This window comes from Brevibacterium sp. NPDC049920 (genome assembly GCF_040656435.1).
In the GTDB taxonomy this organism is placed as follows: domain Bacteria; phylum Actinomycetota; class Actinomycetes; order Actinomycetales; family Brevibacteriaceae; genus Brevibacterium; species Brevibacterium pityocampae.
On record NZ_JBFAMF010000012.1, the window covers coordinates 24,092 to 31,947 of the forward strand.

The 7,856-nt window shown below is 68.0% G+C and carries 6 protein-coding genes; 3 read left to right on the top strand and 3 right to left on the bottom strand.

The features are described 5' to 3' along the window. Positions 1 to 11: 11 nt before the first annotated feature. Both AB0I45_RS11865 and AB0I45_RS11870 read right to left on the bottom strand, forming a co-directional pair. The gene (locus tag AB0I45_RS11865; RefSeq protein WP_247618526.1) at positions 12 to 1,238 is read right to left on the bottom strand and encodes an acyl-CoA dehydrogenase family protein; all 1,227 of its coding nucleotides are present in this window, start codon (positions 1,236 to 1,238) and stop codon (positions 12 to 14) included. After that, positions 1,235 to 2,437 carry an acyl-CoA dehydrogenase family protein gene (locus AB0I45_RS11870; RefSeq protein ID WP_247618527.1) on the bottom strand — a complete coding sequence of 401 codons (1,203 nt, stop codon included), beginning with the start codon at positions 2,435 to 2,437 and terminating at the stop codon, positions 1,235 to 1,237. The genes AB0I45_RS11865 and AB0I45_RS11870 overlap by 4 nt, the downstream gene beginning before the upstream one ends. A gap of 301 nt (positions 2,438 to 2,738) precedes the next feature. On the opposite strand from AB0I45_RS11870, the gene ugpC reads away from it, so the two are divergent. Further along, on the top strand, positions 2,739 to 3,809 hold the full coding sequence (ugpC, locus tag AB0I45_RS11875) for a sn-glycerol-3-phosphate ABC transporter ATP-binding protein UgpC (protein WP_247618528.1): 1,071 nt from the start codon (positions 2,739 to 2,741) through the stop codon (positions 3,807 to 3,809). Positions 3,810 to 4,161: 352 nt separating this feature from the next. Here the strand turns inward: ugpC and AB0I45_RS11880 are convergent, their stop codons facing one another. Beyond that, on the bottom strand, positions 4,162 to 4,812 hold the full coding sequence (locus tag AB0I45_RS11880; protein WP_247618529.1) for a pyroglutamyl-peptidase I: 651 nt from the start codon (positions 4,810 to 4,812) through the stop codon (positions 4,162 to 4,164). A gap of 190 nt (positions 4,813 to 5,002) precedes the next feature. On the opposite strand from AB0I45_RS11880, the gene AB0I45_RS11885 reads away from it, so the two are divergent. Both AB0I45_RS11885 and AB0I45_RS11890 read left to right on the top strand, forming a co-directional pair. Further along, complete coding sequence (locus AB0I45_RS11885) at positions 5,003 to 6,280, top strand: C4-dicarboxylate ABC transporter substrate-binding protein (RefSeq protein WP_345031502.1); 1,278 nt, start codon at positions 5,003 to 5,005, stop codon at positions 6,278 to 6,280. A 46-nt stretch (positions 6,281 to 6,326) separates the two neighbouring features. Continuing rightward, complete coding sequence (locus tag AB0I45_RS11890; protein WP_247618531.1) at positions 6,327 to 7,763, top strand: MFS transporter; 1,437 nt, start codon at positions 6,327 to 6,329, stop codon at positions 7,761 to 7,763. Positions 7,764 to 7,856: the final 93 nt, after the last annotated feature.

The window sequence follows — 7,856 nt, forward strand, 5'->3', positions numbered from 1 at the left end:
CTCCTTCGTGGTCAGGTGTAGAGCGAGAGTGGCTGGAACTCGCCGTTGAGGTAGTGAGCGCCCACCTCGAGCTTCTTGTAGTCGACCGGGTCGTGCAGCGAGTGCGTGCGGATGTTGCGCCAGAAGAGATCGAACCCGATCGACGAGGCGGTGCTCGAGGTGCCGGTGGCCTCGAATATCCGGTTCGTCAGGTCCGTGGCGACATCGGAGGAGACGACCTTGAGTTCAGCGATCTCGATCGCCAGTTCACCACGCTGCTCGGAGGTCACCTCCCGGCCCAGGCCGATGACCTCGTCGAATCGTCGATTGACCCTGTCCGCCAGGGCGGAGACCGCGGCTGTGCGCGACTTGAGCTCTCCGTAGAGCCGCTGGACGAAAGGGTCGTGCCGGTACTGCTCCGCCGAGGACAGGAACCACGCGTTGGGCCGCTTGTTGGTGAGACTGCGCCCGGTTTCCAGCGCTCCCTCCGCGATGCCCAGATAAAGGTTGCCGAAAGCCAGCTGGATGCCCGGGGTGACGAGCGTGGAGAACGGCTCCTCCCCGAGGAAGCCGAGGAAGTCGGATTCCTCAACCCGCACATCGTGGTAGATGACGGTGTTCGACGACGAGAGCCGCTGGCCGAGGAAGTCCCAGTCGTCCACGTACTCCACACCGTCCCGGTCGTGATCCAGGACAAGGGCCCCGACCTCCCCGGCTCTCGGCCCTTCGGAGACGGTGGCGTTGACGAGGAGAACATCGCCGACCGCCGAACCCGTCGAATACCTCTTCTTCCCTGTCAGGCGATATCCGTTCGCCTCCGGGACCAGGACGAGATCGGGATCGGTCGGGTTGACCGAATCGCCCCAGATCCACCTGCCCTCGATCGTCGCCCGGTGCCACCGCTCACGGTCGGCGGGGTTCGCGATGTTGAAGACGACGTTGGCTGCGTTGATGTAGTGGTAGGCCAGGACCTGGGCGATCGAGGCGTCGGCGCGCGCGAGAACCCGCACGACGAGGAACGCCGTCTCCCAGTGGGCACCTCCCCCGCCGAACTCCTTGGGCTCCAGCAGGGTCACCAGCCCGGACTCCTTGAGCAGGTGAACCTCCGAATGCGGGGTCCGGTTGGCACGGTCGCGGGCGACAGCGTCAGCAGCGAGGGTGTGCGCCACGTCCTCGGCGACAGCGGTCCACGCGGCGATCTCCTCCGCAGAGGCCGCTCCGCTCCAGTGCGAGCGCTGGGCGATAGTGTGCTCTGTCATTTCGATGCTCCTTCAGGTACGCCCACACTCCAGAGGCGGACAGGATCCGTGCCGCTGACGCGATGGTCACCGGCTATGCGTGCTTTGTAGACCCAGGGGTTGTGGCTGGTCACAGTGCGCGCGTTGCGCCAGTGACGATCCAGCGCCTTCGCACCGTCGACGCCGGATGCGCCGAGCGCGTCGAAAATCCGCGTCACAGCTTCCAACACCGGCCTGTGCAGGGCCACCTGTGCCCGCGCCGTCGCCAGTTCGGCGGCGTTCGCCGCTGCGATCTGCGCTGCTTCATCAGCACCGCGTGCAGCGAAGGCGGCGTCGAGCGCGCGTGCGGTCTCCAGCACCTGTGCCCGCGCCAGAGCTGCGGTTGCGTCCACCTCACCGACCGCCTGCAGGAGCTGCGGGTCGGAGGCGGGTGAGGTCGAGTTGGCATGTGTGTAGATCCGCCTCCTGGTCAGCAGCGATTCGGCGACATCTCGCGCGGCTGCCTCGGCGATGCCGGCGAGCACGATGAGGAGGACATGCTGGTACAGCGCAGTCTGGTAGGGGAAGCGGTCCGCGAGCAGGCGCACCTCGTACTCGGCGACCTCCGCGTCGGTGAGGGTGGCGGTGCCGGACCCGGTGGTCCGCTGACCGAAGCCCGTCCAGTCATCCTCGATGTGGACTCCAGGCTGATTCCTTCGCACCAGCACTGCGAGCTCGTTGCCGTTCTCGTCCCTCGCGGTGACGTCGAGCCAATCGGCGAAGATCGACCCGGTCGTGTAGTACTTCACGCCATTGACCACCGGCCCCTCCGGCCCCTGGGATACGATCGTGCCGGAGCGGTTGTAGCCGCCTGAACCCGGTTCCGTCCAGGCATTTCCGGCGATCTCTCCCGTCCGGAAGCGCTCCAGCCAGCTCGCGGCAGCCTCGCCATCGACGCCCCGCCAGAGAACTTCTTCCTGGACCGCCAGATGTCCGCGCAGCGCCTGCGGAATGTTGCTGTCCTGGGCAGCGAGCTCCAGCAGCACTTCGGTGGTGTGGACCCAATCGAGTCCGAACCCTCCGAAGGCCGCAGGGATTCGCAGACGTCCGATCCCCTCGTCCGCGAGCGAGCGGATCACGTCGACGGGCAGGGCGCGCTCGACCTCTCGTCCACGGGCGCTCTCACCGGCGCGCCTGATGGCGCCGGCGAGCGACTCGGGCACAGGCAGGGATGCAGCCACTCGTCCTCCTCGCTGGGGATGAGCACCTCGAGCAGGCGGAAGTGCTCACGGTGCCGCGACGTCGTAGAGCCAGATCTCTCGGTCGCTCGGGCAGGTTTCGGGTTCACTATGGGGCTGCTTCTCCATGGTCGTTATGAGAATCGTCACGCCGCGTCACGCCGCGTCATGCAGGCACATGAAATTTGGAATCGCCCGGCACGCGCCGCTTAAGTTGAGTGTCGGCCGCGACGTTCTATCTCATCCGACCTGCGGTGATACTCGGAATCTCGGCTTCGACTCGACTCATGGGAAAGGGGATGTGGTGGGCTCTGTTCTCTTCGACGATGTGACCCTGCGCTATTCCGCGGACAGGCAGCCGGCCCTCGATGGTTTCACCCTCGACATCGAGGAGGGTGAATTCCTCGTACTGGTCGGGCCGTCCGGATCCGGGAAATCAACGGCGCTTCGCATCCTCGCTGGACTCGAGCGCCCCACCTCGGGCACCGTCCTGGTCGACGGAGAGGATGTCACCAGGGTTGAGCCCGCACATCGCGACCTGGCGATGGTGTTCCAGAATTACGCGCTCTATCCCCACAAGTCCGTTGAGGACAACATGAGCTTCTCCCTGCAACTGGCGAAGGTGCCCAGGGACGAGATCCGCCGCCGCGTCAGCGAAGCGGCCGAACTGCTCGAGCTGAGCGATCTCCTCCGCCGACGGCCCCGGGAGCTCTCCGGCGGCCAGCGTCAACGGGTGGCGATGGGGCGGGCGATCGTGCGAGAGCCCACGGCATTCCTCATGGACGAGCCGCTGTCGAACCTGGATGCCACTCTGCGCGTGCAGACGAGATCCCAGATCGCGGCTCTGCAGAAGCGCCTGGGGGCGACGACCGTGTACGTGACCCATGACCAGGCCGAAGCGATGACGCTCGGCCACCGAGTCGCGGTGCTGCGCGATGGGAGGCTGCATCAGGTGGCCCCGCCCCGGGAGCTGTACGAACGCCCGGTGAATGCCTTCGTCGCCGGCTTCATCGGCTCTCCCGCGATGAATCTGCTCGACCTGTCGCCGGAGGACCTCGGTCGGCTGCTCGGCGGGAGCGCAGTGCCGGCGCCGGCGTCGGCGGGCACTGCGAACGTGATCATCGGCGTCCGCCCCGAGCACTTGGCTGTGGAGGTTGATGGAGGTGGACTGCCGCTGCGGATCGAGCTGATCGAGGAACTCGGCGCCGACGCCTTCATCCACGGCCAGAGCGAGAACTCACGTCACGGACAGCGGATCGTCGCGCGGCTGCTGTCGGATGCACGGCCGGCAATGGGTGATGTCGTCCGTGTCAGCACCGACCCGTCACGCCTCCACTTCTTCGACCGGGAGACCGAGTTGCGAATCGACGTATGACATTCCGGGTGACCGGATCCGTTCTTTGCGGCCGTATTGGACTTCCTCCGGACGGAGCTGATTGCCTGGTGAAGGGCTCTGGATACAGTTGCGCGCCGCGCGCCGCATCGCATCGCACGAATATGCGCGACGGGGTATGCGCTCATGGACAGTCGAGCCGAGGGCGTGTGCAAGATCGTGCTCGACCCGACGCAGTGAGCGGTCACACTGACCCGACTCGCTGAGCGGCCGGGTTCTCGAGCGGCCAGGATGGCCGGATGGTGAGCGATCGGGGCGAGTGTCGGCGACTGGTGTCGGTGCCAGGTGCCCGGCTCCTCTGCCGAGGTGCCCGAAACACGGCGCACGCGACCGGTCAGCAGTCGTCCAATGCGCTCTCGCGCCGCTGCTCGGCCACGCACCGGATCGAGGCCTCGACACCATCGACGAGTTGGTCGATGGTGAGCCCCGAGTCCTTCACCGCTGCGCCCGCGTCGGTCTCCGCACCCACCCCGGCCCGTCCCCGGTTCCGCACGGCGGGCAGGTGGATAAAGGTCCCTGGGACCTCGGTATCCCGCAGCAGCGTGCGGAAAGCGGCGTTGCAGAGGAACGCCCCGGCGGTCTCGGAGACCTGAGCCGGGACGCCGACGGCCCGGATCGCCTCGGCCAGCGGAGCGGGATGGATGCGCGTCTCGAGCCATTCGGGACCCGCGTCGAGCGGGGAGGCGGGGCGGACGACACCCGCATTGTCGGGGATGCGGCCGGCTCCCCGGTTGTGCGCACGGTGCTCCGGTGTGACTGCGGTGCGGCTACCCGCCTCGCCGAGGGAGAGGATCACCTCGGGTCGGTGGGCGGCGATCGCGTCGAGGAGCGCGGGACCCGCTCCGGCCCAGGTGCACGGCAGGATCGCCGTCGCGAGCTCGACGCCCGGGCACAGTGCGCGCTCCCGCAGGCGCTTCACCACCTGCTCGCTGGCGTTCTCCTGGTCACCGCCGAAGGGTTCGAAACCGGTCACGAGGATCCTCATGCGGCAACCGTAGTCGAGGAGCGGTCGGCGATTCACGCCCGAGCCCACCGCCTCGGTCTGCTCCCGAGCGGGATTCGCCGCCACCGGTTGACCTTCTCCCCGACTGACGTAAAGTGATACCTAACGATCACTCGGTCAGTACCGGGTCGAGATCAAGACACCGCGCCGTGCATCGAAGGAGATGTGGACGATGAAGCGAACCATGAAGAACCGTGCCCTCGTACTCGCCCCGAGCGCGGCGGCCCTGTCGCTCGTCCTCGGAGCCTGCGCCGGCTCGGCGGGGAACGGCGGCGGGAGCGGATCCGAGGCAGAAGGCTACGCCTTCGGCGCCTCGCAGGAGGACGTCGACACCGCGATCGCCGACCTCGACCCCGTCGAGCTCGTGTTCCAGGCGTCGTCCGCATCGCCGGAGTCGATCGTCGCGAAGTCGAACATCGCCTTCGCCGAGGCGGTCGAGGAGCGCTCGGGCGGCAAGATCACCCTCGATGTCGTCTGGGGGCAGGCGATCGCCGGCTACTCCGAGGTCGACGATGCATTGGCCGACGGCCGCGTCGACATCTCCTACACCCAGCCGATGTACGAACCCACGGAGTACTCCGGCAACGACCGGCTCATCGCCGCCTCGGGCGCGCTCCCGCAGTCGCCGATGGTCGGCGAGCTGATCTCCAACGCCGTCCTCGCCGACCTCGCGTGGCAGAGCGATCAGATCACCGAGGACTTCGAGTCCAAGGGCCTCACCCCGCTGCTCCCGACGACGCCCAACAACGGCTACTACTCGCTGTGCACCGAACCGGGCACCGACCTCCAGGACTACAACGGCCGGCAGGTGCGGATCGGGGCCGCCCCGCACGCCACCCTTGCCGAGAAGCTCGGGGCGTCCCCCGTCTCCCTCGAGTACGTCGAGGCGTACGAGGCGCTCCAGCGCAACACCATCGACTGCAGCTTCACCCCGTTCAACGCCGCCGTCCAGGCGGGCTTCCACGAGGTGGCGCCGCACGTCGGCTACGCCACCGACGAGGGGATGCCGAAGGGCTGGGGCTCCTACGCCGCCGGCATGAACTACCAGTCGCTGCCGCTGCCGTACCAGCAGATCATCTTCGACTCCCTCCAGCAGGTCGTGCAGGAGGGCCTCGCGCTCGCGGTCGACACGAACTACCTCGGCGTCAAGGGCGCCAAGGAGAACGGCGGCGAGGTCGCCGAGTACGGGCCCGAGGCGACCGAGGTCATCGTCGAGACGAACGACGAGCTCATGGCCGATGTCGTCGAGGGCGGGGTGCTCGGCGATGACTTCGAGGGTCGCATGGGCGAGTCCCTCGACAAGTGGACCGGAGTGGTCGAGGAGCTCGGCTACGAGGACGGAGGCACGACCGCCGACATGGACACCTGGTACACCGAAGGCGATGTCGACTTCGCCCCGATCGCCGAGCGGCTGTTCGAGGACGTCGTCGCCCCGCACCGCCCGGAGTGAACTCACAGTCGGACACCGCTGACCCCGAGTGCTGGGCCGAAGTCCCGTGAATCCCACACCGCCCTCTGACCGGCCCACGGTCTGGCCGCTGTACGTCGTGACGTTCCTCGCGACGTACACGATCGCCGTCGCCTCGATCTCGGCTCCGGGCATCCAGCACTCGCTCGAGATCCCGGAGACCCGCACCTCCCTGGTCATCGGGGCGTACTCGGCGACCTTCGCCGCCGGGCTCATCATGAGCGGGCGATTGGGCGACCGCTACGGACGCCGCCGGATGTTCCAGCTCGGCACTGCGGGCCTCGCGATCACCGCGTTCCTCACCGCCGCCGCGCCGAACCTCGAACTCCTCCTCATCGCCCGCCTCCTCCAGGGCTGCGCGGCCGCGGCCACCACCCCGCAGGTGCTGTCGAGCATCCAGGCGATCCTCACCGGCGAGCGGCGTCTGCGCGCCGTCGGCCTCTACAGCGTCTTCGCCGGCAGCGGCACCGTGGGCGGGCAGGTGATCGGCGGCGTCGTCAACAGCGGCTTCGGCCCGGAGTTCGGGTGGCGAGCAGCGTTCGGCAGCGTCGGTGTGCTCGCGATCTTCGCGTGGGTCGGCGCCCGCTATCTCACCGAGACCCGCTCCCCGAACCCCATGGGACTCGACCTCCGCGGCTCGATCATCCTCGGCATCTCGCTCTTCCTGCTCATCGCCGGGCTCACGAACAGCGCGGGGATCGACCTCGGTTCCCCGCTCTCACCACCCGGCCCCCTCGTCAGCTCGGCCGTCCTGCTCGCGGCGGCCGCCCTCGGCCTCGGCCTGCTCGTTCCCCATTCGCGCGGCCGGGAGCGCGCCGGGAAGCCCTCGATCCTCCCTGCCCGGGTCATGCGCGAACCCGGCGTGCGCCTGGGCGTCACGCTGTCCTGCCTGCTGTTCCTCATGATCGGTGGGTTCATGTACAACTTCGCGATCCTGTCGCAGATCGGGCTCGGCTACACACCGCTGGAATCGGGCCTCGCGACCCTCACCCTCGCACTCGCCTTCGTCACGAGCTCGGCGATCGCCCCTCGCCTCGTGTCCCGCGCGGGAGGCCCGGCCCGCGGCGGACCTCGCGTCCTCCTCTTCGCCTCGGTGCTCCAGGCCTGCGGGCTCGCGAGCGTCGGCCTCATTGCGCTCCTCGGGCTCAGCCCGTTCGCCGCCTGGTTCATGGTCGCCGCCGTGCTCATCGGCGGAGGTCAGGGGCTCATGCTCGGTCCGCTCGTCTCCGTCGTCATGACCGCCGTCCCCGACGAGGTGGCCGGTCTCACCGGCGGACTCATCGCCACGGCGCAGCAGACGGGGATCGGGCTCGGCATCGCGATCCTGTCGACGGTGTTCGCCGGACTCGCCCAGATCCTGCCGATGCCCACCGCCTACGGCATCACGACCCTCGGCACCGTCGTGCTCTCGCTCGTCTTCGCATTCGCGACCGTGCGCCTGAGAGCCCACGGCCGAGGGGTCTGACGGCGTTCTCCCGTCGAGTGGTCAGTTAATCCCGTCGAGTGGTCATGTTCGGTCGAATACTCGCGAGTATTCGACCGAACATGACCCCGCCAA